14 protein-coding genes are annotated in these 13,099 nt (G+C 59.3%); 8 read left to right on the top strand and 6 right to left on the bottom strand.

The features are described 5' to 3' along the window. Positions 1-340: 340 nt before the first annotated feature. From gstA to HEP89_RS17815, 4 genes are all read right to left on the bottom strand, one after another. A complete protein-coding gene (gstA, locus tag HEP89_RS17830; RefSeq protein ID WP_168692643.1) occupies positions 341-946 on the bottom strand; it encodes a glutathione transferase GstA in 606 nt (201 codons plus the stop codon). Then, positions 943-1,347, bottom strand: coding sequence for a hypothetical protein (locus HEP89_RS17825; protein ID WP_168692642.1), 405 nt, complete (start codon positions 1,345-1,347; stop codon positions 943-945). The genes gstA and HEP89_RS17825 overlap by 4 nt, the downstream gene beginning before the upstream one ends. A gap of 87 nt (positions 1,348-1,434) precedes the next feature. After that, positions 1,435-2,655 (bottom strand): NAD(P)/FAD-dependent oxidoreductase, encoded by a 1,221-nt coding sequence (locus tag HEP89_RS17820; RefSeq protein WP_168692641.1) that lies wholly within the window; start codon positions 2,653-2,655, stop codon positions 1,435-1,437. A 261-nt stretch (positions 2,656-2,916) separates the two neighbouring features. Further along, the gene (locus HEP89_RS17815) at positions 2,917-3,999 is read right to left on the bottom strand and encodes a methyltransferase domain-containing protein (protein WP_168692640.1); all 1,083 of its coding nucleotides are present in this window, start codon (positions 3,997-3,999) and stop codon (positions 2,917-2,919) included. A 174-nt stretch (positions 4,000-4,173) separates the two neighbouring features. On the opposite strand from HEP89_RS17815, the gene HEP89_RS17810 reads away from it, so the two are divergent. Further along, positions 4,174-5,151 carry a helix-turn-helix domain-containing protein gene (locus HEP89_RS17810; RefSeq protein ID WP_209014747.1) on the top strand — a complete coding sequence of 326 codons (978 nt, stop codon included), beginning with the start codon at positions 4,174-4,176 and terminating at the stop codon, positions 5,149-5,151. Positions 5,152-5,300: 149 nt separating this feature from the next. Here the strand turns inward: HEP89_RS17810 and HEP89_RS17805 are convergent, their stop codons facing one another. Further along, positions 5,301-5,606, bottom strand: a complete 306-nt coding sequence (locus tag HEP89_RS17805) for a hypothetical protein (RefSeq protein ID WP_168692638.1) — start codon at positions 5,604-5,606, stop codon at positions 5,301-5,303. A gap of 130 nt (positions 5,607-5,736) precedes the next feature. Between HEP89_RS17805 and HEP89_RS17800 the strand changes: the two genes are divergently transcribed. The 3 genes from HEP89_RS17800 to HEP89_RS17790 all read left to right on the top strand — a co-directional run bounded on the left by HEP89_RS17800 (position 5,737) and on the right by HEP89_RS17790 (position 8,326). Then, positions 5,737-6,219, top strand: coding sequence for a hypothetical protein (locus HEP89_RS17800; RefSeq protein ID WP_055655204.1), 483 nt, complete (start codon positions 5,737-5,739; stop codon positions 6,217-6,219). 16 nt (positions 6,220-6,235) lie between these two features. Next, positions 6,236-7,537, top strand: a complete 1,302-nt coding sequence (locus HEP89_RS17795; RefSeq protein ID WP_168692637.1) for a hypothetical protein — start codon at positions 6,236-6,238, stop codon at positions 7,535-7,537. Positions 7,538-7,840: 303 nt separating this feature from the next. Further along, complete coding sequence (locus HEP89_RS17790; protein ID WP_208984206.1) at positions 7,841-8,326, top strand: hypothetical protein; 486 nt, start codon at positions 7,841-7,843, stop codon at positions 8,324-8,326. A 42-nt stretch (positions 8,327-8,368) separates the two neighbouring features. Here the strand turns inward: HEP89_RS17790 and HEP89_RS17785 are convergent, their stop codons facing one another. Continuing rightward, positions 8,369-8,911 (bottom strand): TetR/AcrR family transcriptional regulator, encoded by a 543-nt coding sequence (locus HEP89_RS17785; protein WP_209014746.1) that lies wholly within the window; start codon positions 8,909-8,911, stop codon positions 8,369-8,371. A 359-nt stretch (positions 8,912-9,270) separates the two neighbouring features. Between HEP89_RS17785 and HEP89_RS17780 the strand changes: the two genes are divergently transcribed. From HEP89_RS17780 to HEP89_RS17765, 4 genes are all read left to right on the top strand, one after another. Then, positions 9,271-10,281 carry an AraC family transcriptional regulator gene (locus tag HEP89_RS17780; protein ID WP_168692635.1) on the top strand — a complete coding sequence of 337 codons (1,011 nt, stop codon included), beginning with the start codon at positions 9,271-9,273 and terminating at the stop codon, positions 10,279-10,281. Positions 10,282-10,572: 291 nt separating this feature from the next. After that, positions 10,573-11,448, top strand: a complete 876-nt coding sequence (locus HEP89_RS17775) for a HAMP domain-containing sensor histidine kinase (protein WP_168692634.1) — start codon at positions 10,573-10,575, stop codon at positions 11,446-11,448. 209 nt (positions 11,449-11,657) lie between these two features. Further along, a complete protein-coding gene (locus HEP89_RS17770; RefSeq protein ID WP_168692633.1) occupies positions 11,658-12,515 on the top strand; it encodes a cysteine hydrolase in 858 nt (285 codons plus the stop codon). Positions 12,516-12,569: 54 nt separating this feature from the next. After that, positions 12,570-13,049, top strand: a complete 480-nt coding sequence (locus tag HEP89_RS17765; RefSeq protein WP_055655209.1) for a YHS domain-containing (seleno)protein — start codon at positions 12,570-12,572, stop codon at positions 13,047-13,049. The last annotated feature ends 50 nt before the right edge of the window (positions 13,050-13,099 follow it).

The raw sequence follows: 13,099 nt of genomic DNA, 5'->3' as shown, positions 1-13,099 counted from the left end.
GGTATTTACGAATATGTTGAGCGGCATACGCCTGTGTCGAGGAAGTACATCAGGAACATACAGAGGAGTGGCGGCAGAGAAATTGGTTTCCGGCAATACCCACGTCGCGGCTGGAAAAGACCATTCTCGTCCCCCCACACGCAGTTTCTGCGCTTAGACCGCCTCTCTTTTCCTGAAGGTCTGACGATGGCGCGTGTGTCCCACGCCGCTCTGGCCGGCGACGCACTGCCAACTGGCGGTGCGTTCGCTGCCGGCACGGACCGTTCGTGGATCTCCCACCTCGTCACAGGGTAAGCCCGCGGTCCGCACCCCCCTGTCTCGCTAGCGGATACGGCCAGCCCTAGTCTGCCAAACCTTCGCGCTTCAGCGTATCGCGGACGGACTGTCGCCCAGCAACGTCATCGGAATGTCGTTGCAAGGCTGGCCAGTCCGCAATCGAAAGCTTCTGATCGTCAAGCCAACGGCAAACGGTAAACAGATAGGCGTCGCTCAGCGAAAAGGCTGGGCCCATCAGGTATCTATGCTGTTGGAGATGTCGCTCAATCACATTCAGCCGCAGCGACAAGTGCGCGCGGCCTGGGGACAGAAATGCCTCCGGCGTCTTCGGGCGAAACAGCGGGCTGAAGCTTTTGTGAACCTCGGTTGCAATGTAATTCATCCATTCCAGGGCTCTCAGGCGCTCCAGTGCGGCTTCCGGCAACAGGCGGGCCTCGGGACGGATCATGTCGATATATTGCAGGATCACGGGGACTTCGGTCAGAAGTTGGCCCTCCTTCAGTTCGAGTGCCGGAACGTACCCTTTGGGATTGATCTGGCGAAAGTCGTCCCCTTCTTCAGTCCGTCGTGATTTGTAATCGACTTTTATCAATCGAAATTCCAGACCGGCCTCACGCAGAGCGATATGCGGTGCCAGCGAGCAGGCTCCCGGCATGAAATAGAGTTTCATTCCGATTGCCCTCCGGACCCCATGTCAGGAATGCCATTCAGCAGGACGAGCGAAACGTCATAAGCCCGGCCGTTCGCTTCCTCCATCCTGTGTCCCGAGCCATGCAGGTCGGCAGCCAGGAACTGATCGCCGGGTGAAAGCAGCCGTGTGTCTCCATCGCTCGTTTCAATGCGGACCAAGCCAGCAAGAACGGTTCCAAGAACAGGTACAGGCGCGCAATGCCATTCGTCCTTGTAGCCGGGGGGGTGATGCATCATGAGAACGCCGGTTGCATCCATGGTTTCGGTGACACTGTAGCCCTTTGGCGAAGGCGGCGTGAAATCACCCTCCGAAAGCGTCCAGAACTCATCCGAAAAATGGGAGCCGCCGTTTGCGCGTGAGCAGATTTTGACGAATTTCATTCTCTCGGTTCCTGTTCGAAACGTGTTGCACCCGAGGCAGCCCGGGTTACCGACATGCCGGGCTTGCACCGGCCCCGGGCGGCTACATCAAGCGGTTGCGTTTGCAGGGACGGACCGTCCGTTGTCGGCATGAACCTTCCGCGCTCCGTGGTCGTCAGAAGGCACGCCACGCGTCGTATCAGCGGCGATCCCGGTGGCAATCCTGTTGGCTGCGATCCCGGCGGCATCAAAGTAACCAGTGAAAATCGGCTTGAACCCGGTGAACCAGAGACCGGGATTTTCCGGGTCACGCTCGCCCATCGGGTAATGCGGCACCCCATTGGTGTCGAGCACGTCGAGATGTCCCAGCAGCGGTTCCAGCCCCGTGCGATAGCCCGTTGCCGCGATGACAACGTCGGGTGCGCAGCTTGAGCCATCCGTGAGGATGACGTTGTCCCCCTCGAAGCGGTCAACACCGGGAACCACCCGGAACCGCCCGGTCTTCAGGGCGGCCACAAATCCCTCATCAATCGCAAAGGTGACACCGTCCCGCAAAAGCCGGGTTCCGCCTCCTTCTGGATGGGTGCTCAGCCCGTATCGGCGAAGATTGCCAAGAAAAACCCGCTCGGTCAGCCGAAAGGCCGGATCCAGGACCCAGGCCGGAAGGGCCGCGAAGACCCGGGCCAGCCGGTGCAGCGGAAACCCGAAGATGCGCTGTGGTACGACTGCAGGCCCGTATCGGACAGACACGATGACCTCTGCCGGGCGGTGCCGCGCAAGATGGTTGAGCGCGTCCGTACCCGAGTTCCCGGCGCCGACGACCAGAACGCGCTTCCCATCGAAGCGGGACACATCACCGAGGTTCGCCGTGTGCAGCAACTCGCCCGAAAACTGGTCGCGCCCCGGCCAGTCCGGAATGTGCGAAATGTTTTCGCGGCCCGTCGCGATTACCAGATTGTCTGCCTGATAGTCACCGGTCGCAGTGGAGACATGCCACCCGTCTGGCGTACGGGCGACACTGGTTACCTTGCCACTGTATCGGACATGTTTGTCCAGTCCCGCGACAAAAGCTTCAAGAAATTCCACTACGGTGTCACGCTTCAGAAAGACTCCGTCGGTCTTGGGCGCCTTCTGGCCGGGCAGGCCGGCAAACTTGCGGTGTATGTTGAGCCGAAGCGCCGGATGCCGCGCCCGCCAGGGTTCAGCAACCCGGTCCCCTGCTTCCAGCACGGTGACCGGCAGGCCACGATCGGAAAGAGAGCGTGCCACGGCAAGACCCGAAAGTCCTGCTCCGATGACAAGCGTGTTGCTGTGTTGTTGGGACTTCATGATCAGTCCTTTCGGTGTCTTCTCAGCAAATGCTGAGGAAATTCAGGGTCACGCAGATGTGCGTATTGTTCGAGGCCCAAATCCTGCAGGAGATGGTCCGAAAGCCGCGAGAAGTCTCCGAAATTCCGGCGAAAGCGTCGTTGTTCACGCGCTTCTCTGATCCGTTGCCAAAAGCTCTTCACGCGACTTGAGACAGTCCTGTGCACTCCGTCGACGAACGGCAATATCATCGTCATGTCATGTATCCTTGTCGGTGCCCGGTCAGATCCGGGCTGTGAAATACGCGTTGATGGGATCGTGCGGCAGCCGGTGGGTTTCGACCGATGCGAAGCCGGTTTCGGCGAGGTACTCTTCGGCCGTCTCCACTCCCCACATCGCCCCCAGACCCGGACCACCCTGGCCGATGGAGACGGGTGTGCAGTGCATGCTCGAGATCGTGTACAAGAGCGGCGCGAAGGGATTTGCGATGTTCTTTTCAAGATCGCGCGACCCACCGATATCCTGCATAAGGAAGACGCCGCCCGGCCGCATTGACTGCCGCACGAGCCGCAGAAACGCCTTGGGATCCGCCTGGTCGTGAACCGCATCGAAGGCGGTCACCAGATCGAACCGGCCCAACTCGTTTGCGGCCGACAGATCACGCGCTTCGAAGTGCAGGTTTTTCAAACCCTTGGTTCTGGCTTCAGCGGCCGTCTCTGCGAAAGCGTCCTCGCAAAGATCGAAACCGTGAAAGCGACTGTTTGGATAAACGCTCGCCAGCGCCATCATCGCCAGGCCTCGTCCGCAGCCGAAATCGGCCACGTCGATGCCGTCCTCCAACCGCTGGGTCAGGCCCGGGACCACCGGCAGGATAGCGCTCACAAGGTTGGCGACGACCAACTGCGCACTGTCCTCGGCCATCACCTCGTGAAAGCGATCGAAATGGTGGTAGCAAAGGCCCTCGCCACTGCGGAACCGCTCCAGTAGTTCGTTTTCGATGGACGCCGCGATGCTGATGAACTGGGTCGTGACGGCCATGTTGTCCGGGCTGGCGCTACGGGTCAGAAACGCGGCATGCTCCGGCGGCAACGTGTAGCTTCTCGCCCGCGGGTCATAGTCGACGACACCCGCCGTCACCATCACGCCGAGCCATTCACGCAGGTAGCGTTCGTTGACAGCGGCCTTCTGCGAAAGCACCTGTGAATTGAGGCCGGGGTTGGCCCCAAGCGCATCGAACAGTCCTGCGCGGTGCCCGAGAGAGGTCATGATCGCGAGTGCCGCTTCGTTCAGCGTACCGACAAAGCGTTCGGCGAAGGCTTCGGCTTTCGCTTCGTTGAATGCAAGATTTGGGTTCTGGTAGGTCATCCGATGCTCCTGAGGTGGTAATGGGCAGCACGATCTGCCGCTGTCCTGACCATGGAGATGGACCAAATACGCCAACTGCGTTAGAAGAGATAAAGAATGAAACGGTGATAATCAGACTACAGCTGAGGGGTTTTGTGCAATATGAGCTTGAACACGACCGTTATAGGAACACGCTTGACCGGAACGTCCGTGCTGTTCTCGATCCTTGACGTGCTGGCCTCCGTGGGCCGCGATTGGGAAATGTTGCACGGCTTGCCTGCGCAATCGCCGGTGTTTCAGGTCAGCCTCAGAACCCTCGATGGCGCACCTTATTGGGACGTGAACGGGCGCAAGATCACACCTGACGGGATGCTGACCGAAGCGCCGGAACCCGACTTGATTATCGTGTCCGATTTGCACCTCGACCCAAATGGCCACCTGCCGGACGAGTTTAACCCGGTTGCGGACTGGCTCAGTGAAGCCTACGCACGCGGCGCGATTGTCACCTCCGTCTGCTCTGGCTCAATCCTTCTGGGTGCAGCAGGATTGTTGGACGGCAAGGAAGCGACGACGCATTGGGGCTATGCGGATATGCTTGGACGAAACTTCCCGAAAGTGAAGGTTTGCCGTGAACGCATTCTCGTCGCGGCAGGGGACGGTCACCAGGTGGTCACCGCAGGTGGTGCCTCGGCGTGGGCTGATCTCATGTTGTATCTGATCGGACGGTTCGCCGGTACAGAAGAAGCCCGCAGGATCGCGAAGATCTATTTGATCGATCCACATGACCAGGGCCAACTGACATACGCATCCCTTGCCTCCGGGCGACAACATGATGACCAGCTGATTGCAGAGGCGCAGGTCTGGGCCGCACGAAATTACCACAGATCAAGTCCCGTAACCGCCATGGCGGTAATGGCCCAAATGACCGAGCGCGGGTTTCTGCGTCGCTTCAGGAAGGCGACCGGACAGGCGCCAGCCGACTATGTGCAGACTTTGCGTGTCGAGGAAGCCAAACAGCTGCTGGAGACGACGGCGATGTCGATCGAGGAAATCTCAGCCGAGATCGGATATACCGAACCCTCGAGTTTCCGATCGGCATTCCGAAAGCGCGTCGGGACCTCGGCGTCTGCTTATCGAAAGAAATGGCAAGCGTTGGTTCCGGTTTCATCCTGAGTTTGCTCCCTATCCCTTACAAGCCGGGCCACCAGGTTTGCATCGCCATCTCTGCTGTTCCAGGCAACTGCCGTTCATGCGCATCGCAGCACGTGGCGAAATAGGCAAAGCAGTCTTTCGCTGCGAAGGACACCAACGGTATGTCTGGCTCAGGAACCGGTCGTCAGGCGGCCTGCGGCAGCAGGCAGGCGGCGGGGTTGGAGGGCAGCGATCCATTCGGCCACCGGCTGAAACAGCGCGACGACACCGGCTTTCTGATCAGCATCCGGGCTGCCGTCTTGCTGACCGTCAAGGTTGGCGGCTTTGCTTGACAAATCATCAAATATTGACGTAACGGAAGTTATCGAATAAGTTGTAGATATAAGATTTATATCGTTTTTAAATATGGAGTTCGAGATGACGTGGAATATGCACACGTTTTTTGCAGTACTCTTTACCGCGACGATCGCCTTCACGACCATATCTACGGTTCCGGTTGAAGCCTGCAACCCGAGATATCAGCGCTGTTAGAACAGCTGGTCTGGAGCCTTGTCCGTTTCAAAGGTTCGGCACGTTCAAGGCTTTCTCGAACTGGTGAGGTAAGGCGTGTCGTTCTGGTCGGGAAAGAAAGAGTCGCTCAATCAAAGCCTGGTGGAGATCACCTTCAGAGCGGTGCTCTCCGGACTTGTGATCGTGTTTTTCGCGCAATTCCTGATCGCCAGGGTCGACAACCAAATCGAAGTCGCGTCGAAACGCGATGCGCTGAACACCTTCAGGAACAGCCATTTATCCAAGCTGACCACGCGGTTTTCAGACGCTTTTCTGGCCCTTGATTGTACGCGAAGCGTTAGCACCCTTTCGACGAATACCTGCAAAAGCGATATCGCGACCTTCCTGACGGAGTTGAATACGATTTTCCTGGAACTCAAGGCGATCTACCCGACTTCCGGGTTCCCGAAATTGGTCGAGCTGCAAGACCAGGCAGAACTGATGTACTCAACACCGTCGCAAGTGACCCAGCAGAACATAGACGGCTTCGCAGCCACCTTTGGAGCATCGCTGCACGAGATGGCGCAGAACTTCAGATAAGAAAGGATGCCTGATCATGAAATGTATGTTTCACAGCTTGCTTTTTATCTGCTCAATTTCTGTCGCATGTGCTCAGGACCCGACCGGCGATATTCCCGAAGGAGCACGCTGGGTCGTTGGCGGCACGTTCGCGCTGTCCAAAATTGGCGACAACGAGCTCAGAGGCAGCAAGAGTTATTCGGGCGCAGAAAAGGAGGCAAACAGACTTGCGACTTTCCTGCCCGGAATGACGATCATGTTCAATCTGGAAAGAAGCACGGTACCGGGACGATCGGAGTACCTTGAGGGCACCACACACTACGGGATCCCCGTAGCGGTTCTGGCCCGCGATATATCGGCAAACGACTTTGGAAACCGCGACACGACAGATGTGGTCACGCATCAATCCTATACGGGATGCCGGGATCTTGCCTGTACGCTGGAGGCTGAAGTCGGCATTGGCTATTCCTTCAAGATTGAAGAAGAAGACGATGAAAGGCTGGTTCTGTACAACCCGCAATCGGAACTGCGGATCATACACACTCTGGACGCTTTCGATCAGAATGAAGCGCGGGGATATTCCACACGCGTCAAGGACAGAGTGCACCCGCGCCTGAAGGTTCACGATGGATATGCTTCAGAGATTTCAACCGGTTGCGGGCTGACACGCCCGGTTCAACCGCTGATCAAGGTACCGAAAGATCAATACGATACTCTGCCTCTGACCTGGGACGTCAACAGCCTGAACTGGTCGTTGAAAGCGCTGGAGCTGTTTGATGTCGGCACGGTCGAGATGAACCCGGAAGGTACGCACTACGTCGGACGGCTGAATTCCGAGCTAGGGGTCGGTACCGAGTCCGATGAGGGTCCCGTGGCGCTTGACTTCACTGTCTTTGCCTATCGCGATTCCGAATGGACAAATCCGGACTTCTACAAATTTGGCGGGTTGGCGCAGACCGTTACCTGCCGCAAACGCAACCCGATCGCCGGTCAACCACTGCCCCGCTACGTCAAGAACGCCTTTCTCTATTTCGACATTCAGGAAGGCGAGCAACCACAGGACTTTCCGCTGGACCCTGTCCAGTTGCCTGACCAGTTCAAGGACAACAAGGAACTACAGGACGAATTGCGAACCTATCTGCCCCGCGCCTTTTTCTACAGCGTGAACAACGCAAGGCAGTACAAAGAGCTGTTTGAATACATCGTTGAGGACACAAACATCGCCTTTCCGTCGGCAGTTGCCAACGTGATTGCGCGGCTGAACGCCACCTGCGGACCTCAGAGCCGTACCGAATGCGCAGATATCGTGGATCGTGTCGGCGCTTTGAGAAACGACTAGAACATCTTGCCTTTGCTGCGTGCGGGTCACGGGGACCACAGCTCAGGTCAGGCCAACGTTGTGCCGGGGCGGCAATATCGGCTTTCACCACGTTCAAAGTTGCCAGTTCCGGGCCCCTTCCAGTCAATCGGCTCGCTTTTTCTCGTCATACCCTTGCCGCCCCTGTACCCTACCCTCCATCCTCTAAACGGGATGATCCGGTAACGCCCACCACGGGAGGCGGTCGTGATTCAGCTTGCTTCGATTTTTGCAAAGCCTCTTTTGGGGAAACTTGGTGTCAGTGATGAGGCCAGGGAGCGGTTTGTGGCGTTACAGAAGGCCGTGACAGGGGAAACGGGCACGGCCTGGATCCCACTGTCCCGACCTTCCGCAACACTCGATTTTTCCACGCACCGGCAGATGGCGTCCGACATCCACAACACCGGTGAAATCGGCCCGGAGAAGGAACCGGTCACCTGGAAGGAGTTCGTCTGGACATCGGACCAGACAATCAAGGACTGTGTCCTGCACAAGATCTCCTGGCGGTTCTACGAGAACGGGCTGATTTGCCTGGAGGTTTGTGGCAGCAAGGATGCGGTGGGGCTGGATGGCAGTGACCTTATCGGCCACCGGCTGGAGCTGCGCGACGACACCGGCTTCCTGATCGGCATCTGGGCCGCTGCCTTCCTGATCGTCAAGGACACCGAGCGGCGCAGTTTCCAGACGTCGACCGAGGATGACCACAAGCTGTTGAAACTGCATTTCGGCAAGCTGGCCGAACAGCAGACCGGCATCGCTTTCCGCATCTGATACCGCCAGAAACTCGACCGGTCTGTCCCGCCGAACGCTTCCTCAGGTGGGGATCAGCGTTTCGGCGATGGCCCTTGCGGTTCTGGAGGCGGCCGGCATGCCGCGCACCTGTGCGGTGGCGATGGCGCCCTCCTTCAAAAGGGCAAGCTGTTCGGCAAGGGCTGCCGGGTCTTCGGCGCCGGCCTGACGACACAGGGGCTCAAGGTAATCGACGATCCGCTGTTTGTGCTCGGCCGCCGTGCGGTGGATCGGGTGCTGATGGTCACCGAATTCGCTCGCCGCGTTGATGAAGGCGCAGCCGTTGAAGCCGAGCCCCTTGAAGGCACGGCCGTTGAACCAGTCCTCCAGCGCGTCGAACATGGCCAGAAGCCGTTCTCGCGGCCGCGGCGAGGCTTTTTCCATTTCGCCCATCAGCCAGTTGCGGAACTGCTCGTCCCGGCGGTTGAGCGCGGCCAGAATAAGCTCCTCCTTCGAGCGGAAGTGCTTGTAGAGCGTCATCTTCGCCACCCCCGCCTCGGCGAGGATCTTGTCTATTCCGGTCGCATTGAACCCGCGGGTGTAGAACAGCCTGAGCGCTGTATCCACGAGCTCGTCTCGGCGTGATTGCACCATCATCTCCATATACAGACAGGTTTGTCTACTTCACTATCCTGTTCGCCCCCTTCTCGTCCATCCTCAAACGAGGTTATCACGGCTTATTGACATATAGACAGACCTGTCTGTATAAATTTCCTCAACGTCACGTTTTCGATCAGGAAGGCGGTAGTCATGCCCGGAAGTCAGATCGCGGTTCACATTCATGCAGACACCGGCATTTGTTCCGGAAAACGGCCTCACTGGAACTACGTGGTTCTTGCCAGCTGGTCTGTATCCGGTGCGCGCTCTGAACTGGCGCAAGGCCAAGCCCCTGCCCCGACGTACCGTGCAGCAAGAGAGGTCTGACGATGGCCAGTGTCATTGCCGCCTTTGCGCACACCATGGCCGCTACCGCAGGACTGACCATGACCAGCGACGGCAAGCTGGTCGCAGCAGATGGAACCGTGCGCCATGAGGTGCGTACCGAGGATGGGCGCATACCGGACACCGCCCACTTCGAACTGCTCGACTGGATACGCAGCTGGTATCCGGATGAACCAGGTCTGGTGTTTGCCTATGCGCAGAAAATCAAACCGGACGATCTCGGCGTTCTCGGCCTTGCCATCAAAACCGCGCCTACCCTTCGCACCACACTGCAATTGATCGAGCGCTACTTCCGGCTGGTGACCGACACCGCGGTATATTGCCTGGAGGAAGATGGACCACTTGCTGTCTTCTCCATTGCCGGGCAGACCTCCCCTCAGCCGATCCTGCATCTTCGTAACGAATGTGCCCTTGCAGGCTTTGCTCATAATCTGGCGTCTCAAGTCGGTCCGCGCCTGAAAATTGAGGCTGTCACCTTTCGCCATCCCTGCCGGGGAGAGTCAGAACGCTACGCAGCGTTTTTCGGCTGCCCGGTCCGCTTCGGTGAAGCGCAAGACGCCATCGTGATGGCCCAGCCGATGCTGGACCTGCCGAACCGGCTTGGAGATCAAGGCGTCTGCACTTTCCTCACCGATCATCTGGAGACGGAAATCGACGCCCTGCCTGCCGGCAGCGCGTTGACGCGCGATCTTCTGAACCGCCTGACGAAAACACTCAGCAGCGGCGTACCTTCCGCGGCTGCCGTCGCGCGTGATCTCGGCATGAGCGAGCGCACCCTCTATCGCCGCCTGGCGGAGGAAGGGCTGACCTACCGCGACATGCTGCGCGAGGCACAGACGAAGCTGGCTCGGGAGCTGCTGGCAGGCAGCAGCTGTTCCATTGCCGAAATTGCCTTCCTCACGGGCTTCTCCGAACAGAGCACCTTCACCCGCGCGTTCAAGCGCTGGGTCGGCCAGCCACCGGCGCAATTCCGGCAACACAGCGCAACCGTCTGAGAACACACCCGCCCGACGCACAGGCTCACGGCAACGGTCGCGGCCAGATCTGGCAAAACCCGAAACATTCGCAAATCCCGGAAGAGCCCGGCCAAACATGGCCGGGCTCAACCTGTTTTGCTGCCTTCTGGCAGGTCAGAACAGGCTTGGCAGATAGGGCCAAAACAGTGGCAGACCCGGCCGATACCGAGAGGGCACTCCTCGCGTATTCAAAGGTCATCGAACGACGGAGCGGTCATCACCGGGCACTTTCCCGCAGCGCTCCAGGGCTTTTGAGACAAGGAGCGCCACATGATTATCGAACAGATCACGGCCCGCAGTCCGGCCAGGCATGACCATGCACCTTCGACTTTTCCGGCAGCGCTGCCGCATTCGGACAACCTGACCGACAGCAACGCGTATGGCCGGACGCTTTCCATCGTCGCCCACGACCTGCGCGGTCCCCTTGCCAACCTCTCGCTGTTGATCGAGCACATTGCCCAATGCGCAACCTGGGAAGGTCAGCCCGCGATTGCGGATAACGCCGCAAAGGCCGACCGTATCCTCCAGCACCTGACCGGCAGTCTCAGCGCCCTGGTCAAGCGCGGCAAGGAGGGACGGGATCCGCTCTCCTGTGTGATGCGGCCAGTTGATCTGGCCGAGGTTCTGGCGCTGGCGGTCGCCGTCAACCAACCGCTGGCTCGCCGCCATGCGGTCAGTCTGGAAATCGTGTCCCTATCCCCCTGTCTGATCTGCGGCGATGCGGAGCTTTTGTTCGAAGCCTTCGACAATCTCATCGGCAATGCGGTGCGCCACAGCCCGGACGACGGCACCGTTCTTTGCGCTATCTCCCGGGAAGATGACGGTAATGTCTCCGTGCGTATCAGCGATCAGGGTCAGGGCTTCACCGCTGCCGATCTTGCCCGGGCCTTCCGTCCCTTCACCCAGCTTTCCGCAAAGGCCGCCCGGCCTGGGCCGTCCTCGGGACTTGGCCTCTGGATCGCCCGGCTGATCGCCGAACGCCATGGCGGCAAAATTGCGGCTCAGAACGGAGGCGGAAGCAGCAATAGAGGCGCGGTTCTAACCGTGCGCCTGCCGACCTTACCGGCAAATGATGCGAAACCGGCTTCAGTCCGCCGGAAGGTTCCAGAGCGTGCCAGCAAGGCACCGGACCACGCAACTATCTGACCTCAGTTTTCTGACCTCAGCTTTCTGGCACCGGCATGCCGGTGCCGCCCCCATGGAACGTGGCCAAATCCGACGCCAACCCGGCCCTGCGCCGGGAACGGGAGAGCCGTGCCTTCAGGCACCCGGTGATTGGCCGCGAACCTGACAGCGTTTCAAGTTGATGCGCTGCCCATCGCAACCCTGTCCAACACAAGCAATGGAGACTTTATATGGACAACGAACATGACAAGACCTGCGCCTGCTGCGTAACACCGGAAACGGTTGATCACGCCCGCCGCCGCCTGCTTGCCGGGGCAGCCGGTGCGGCAACCGTGGGTGCCGTCGCCATGGCCACCGGTTCCGCCACCGCCGCAACAGAAGAAGCCCGTGCGCTCTATGCCGATCCGGAAAAACCGGGCCTGCCGCAGATCGACATGGAGATCGAGGCCGGCCGCACCGCGCTTGTCGTCACCGATCCGCAGATCGACTTCCTGTCCGAAGACGGCGTCACTTGGGGTGTCGTTGGCGAAAGCGTCACCGAGCAAGGCACCGTCGACAACATCGAACGCCTGTTCAAGGCGGCCAAGGCTGCCGCGATGCCGGTGTTCATCTCGCCCCACTACTATTATCCGCACGACCACAAGTGGCAGTTCGAAGGCACCTTGGAAAAGACCATGCATTCCATCGGCATGTTCGATCGCCCGGGCCCGCTCTCCCTGGAGAATTTCGAAGGGTCCGGCGCCGACTGGATGCCGCAGTACAAGAAATACATCGAGGACAGCGAAACCGTCATCTGCTCACCGCACAAGGTCTACAGCCCGGCGCAGAACGATCTGAACCTGCAGCTGCGCAAGCGCGGGATCGACAAGGTGATCCTGGCCGGCATGTCCGCAAACCTGTGCACGCAGGCCCATCTCTACGAGCTTCTGGAACTCGGCTTCGAAGTGGCCGTGGTTCGCGATGCGACCGCAGGCGCCAAGGTGCCCGAGGGCGACGGCTACCTCGCCGCCATCATCAATTTCCGCATGGTCGCCAACGGCGTCTGGTGGACCGACGACGCAGTCGAACGCATCGCCCGTTCCGCCTGACCGCCAGCTCTCTCCTCAAAACCGACTACCCCAACCCAAGACTGGATCAAACCAATGAAACTCAAATTCGCCCTTCCGGCCCTGGCCGCAGCCCTTGTTCTGTCCACCGCCGCCCTTGCTGCGGACGAATACAACGTTGCCAACGGCCTCACCCTCAACGGCAATCCGCTCGGCATGCACGGCATCGACCCTGTTTCCATGTTCGCAGGCGCGACCCCGGGCCTTGGCGATGCGGTCCACACCTCAAGCCATGATGGTGTCGACTATTACTTCGCCACGGCCGAAACCAAGGAGCAGTTCGACGCTGCTCCGGAAAGCTTCCTGCCGCAGTTCGGCGGCTTCTGCGCCTTCGGCATCTATGTCGGCAAGAAACTTGATGGCGATGTCCGCTTTGCCGATATCGTCGACGGCAAGCTCTATCTCTTCGTCAACGCCGTCATCTTCGACAAGTATCTGGAGCAGAAGGACGAGGTTCTCGCCGGTGCTTACGCCAAGTGGCCAGAGATCCGCGAGACAGCCATTGGCGATCTCTGATCACCCATGACGCCAAATAGGGACGAGCCCCGCCCCGGGGCTCGTCTGCC

The sequence above is a fragment of the Labrenzia sp. 5N genome (genome assembly GCF_012395805.1).
GTDB lineage: Bacteria > Pseudomonadota > Alphaproteobacteria > Rhizobiales > Stappiaceae > Roseibium > Roseibium algicola.
Note: the sequence above shows the minus strand (reverse complement) of the source record. Positions and strands in the feature narration are given on the sequence as shown.

Bases quoted from the DNA above. Each gene is read 5' to 3' on its own strand.
- HEP89_RS17780 (WP_168692635.1), top strand. From the start codon at position 9,271: ATGGCCAGTGTCATTGCCGCCTTTGCGCACACCATGGCCGCTACCGCA.
- HEP89_RS17820 (WP_168692641.1), bottom strand. From the start codon at position 2,655: ATGAAGTCCCAACAACACAGCAACACGCTTGTCATCGGAGCAGGACTT.
- HEP89_RS17770 (WP_168692633.1), top strand. From the start codon at position 11,658: ATGGACAACGAACATGACAAGACCTGCGCCTGCTGCGTAACACCGGAA.
- HEP89_RS17765 (WP_055655209.1), top strand. From the start codon at position 12,570: ATGAAACTCAAATTCGCCCTTCCGGCCCTGGCCGCAGCCCTTGTTCTG.
- HEP89_RS17795 (WP_168692637.1), top strand. From the start codon at position 6,236: ATGAAATGTATGTTTCACAGCTTGCTTTTTATCTGCTCAATTTCTGTC.
- gstA (WP_168692643.1), bottom strand. From the start codon at position 946: ATGAAACTCTATTTCATGCCGGGAGCCTGCTCGCTGGCACCGCATATC.
- HEP89_RS17815 (WP_168692640.1), bottom strand. From the start codon at position 3,999: ATGACCTACCAGAACCCAAATCTTGCATTCAACGAAGCGAAAGCCGAA.
- HEP89_RS17825 (WP_168692642.1), bottom strand. From the start codon at position 1,347: ATGAAATTCGTCAAAATCTGCTCACGCGCAAACGGCGGCTCCCATTTT.
- HEP89_RS17775 (WP_168692634.1), top strand. From the start codon at position 10,573: ATGATTATCGAACAGATCACGGCCCGCAGTCCGGCCAGGCATGACCAT.